2 protein-coding genes are annotated in these 1411 nt (G+C 35.6%); both read right to left on the bottom strand.

Annotated features, from left to right (window positions below; translation table 11 throughout):
- Positions 1-194 (bottom strand): reverse transcriptase N-terminal domain-containing protein (locus F6K52_RS36295; protein ID WP_364421506.1); only part of this gene is annotated, 194 nt, incomplete at its 3' end.
- 48 nt (positions 195-242) lie between these two features.
- Positions 243-1313 (bottom strand): IS630 family transposase, encoded by a 1071-nt coding sequence (locus F6K52_RS36290; protein WP_293090066.1) that lies wholly within the window; start codon positions 1311-1313, stop codon positions 243-245.
- Between the last annotated feature and the right edge of the window lie 98 nt (positions 1314-1411).

Below are 1411 nucleotides of genomic sequence, written 5' to 3'. Positions count from 1 at the left end.
TTGTGTTTCCACTTGTTCACTGATTCTTTGAGCACAGATACTAGTTCAAATCTTTCTTTGAATGTTAGTTTGGCCTTTCCATCTACTCCAGCAGTTTTCTTCCCTTGATTTAACTGTGTTACTTGTCTGATAGCTAGCATTCTTGCTGAGTGGGATTTCAGTATCAGCTTTTGGAGCTTCCTGGCTTTGGCCATGTCTCCAGTTCTAATACTAAATCCGATTTAGATAGATGCCCTTTGAAATTAGTCATGAGCTAACCAATGATAGTTGGTTAAGCTTTTGATTTCTTCACTCATATCCATCAGAATAGTGCAGCGGTTTACTAATATTTCTTCAATCTCTTCAATTGTTTCAAAATATTTATTCACTAAGGGTTCATCTACCAATTTCCATAGCCTTTCTGCTGGTTGTAATTCTGGAGAATACGGAGGCAAAAATTCCACCTTTATCCCTTCTGGAACCACTACCTTCTTACTTCGATGCCATCCTGCATTATCTTCTATTAATAAGACTATTTTTTTCTCTGCAATCCCTACATCTTTGGCAAAGTTTTTATATACCAGATTTAACCACTCTGTGTTTACTCTCGGTATCAAATACCATAATGTTTCTCCTGTTTTTGGTTTCACAAATCCATAAACATATACCCATTCGTAACGATGACTTACTATGGCAATTGGTCTGTCTCCTATTTTTGACCATACCTTCTTCAAAATTGGCTTGAGACCTATTCTATGTTCATCAAAAAACCATAGTTCTACTTCCGCTTCTGGATATTTTTGCTCCAATTCTTTAACTTTTAGCCAGAGGTTATCTTTGAAGTTTTCTTGTTCTAATTTATCTCCCTTGTTATGTGTTGGTCTTGGTCTTTGCCATGAGTATTTGCACTTTTTTAAATAATCCCAACCCCTCTGATTCCATACTTTTTCTTTTCCTGTTTCTTTTTCTATCCAACGTGCTACTTTTGGTCCTGTCCATATTCCTCCATCCGGAGGACTAGATTCCAATTTTTCCTGAAGCTTTAATAGTTGTGTTTCTGTTAATAATGCTTTTCTTCCTACTTTCTGATTTTTGGGATTTTTACGACAATTTTTGACCCCTTCTTCTCCTAAATTATTATATTTTTTGACAATCTTTTTTGCATAACCATAATTAATTCCTACCGCGATTGCGCTATTTTTTATTGTCCATCCTAACGCTATTTTCCAAAGTAGATGCCATCTTCTTGACTCTACTTTATCTTCACTTTTTAAATACTTTTTCTTTAACTCTTGAACAGTATAGTGATTAGCTAAATGAGCTGTTCTTGGCATCGCTTTTCCAAACTAACATCTCTCCTAATTATAAGTCTTTTTTGATTATCGGATTTAGAGATCGGAAGAGCGTTGAGAGTCGCTAGTAACAATCGGCC

Origin of the sequence: Moorena sp. SIO3H5 (genome assembly GCF_010692395.1) — a bacterium.
Lineage (GTDB): Bacteria > Cyanobacteriota > Cyanobacteriia > Cyanobacteriales > Coleofasciculaceae > Moorena.
Note: the sequence above shows the minus strand (reverse complement) of the source record. Positions and strands in the feature narration are given on the sequence as shown.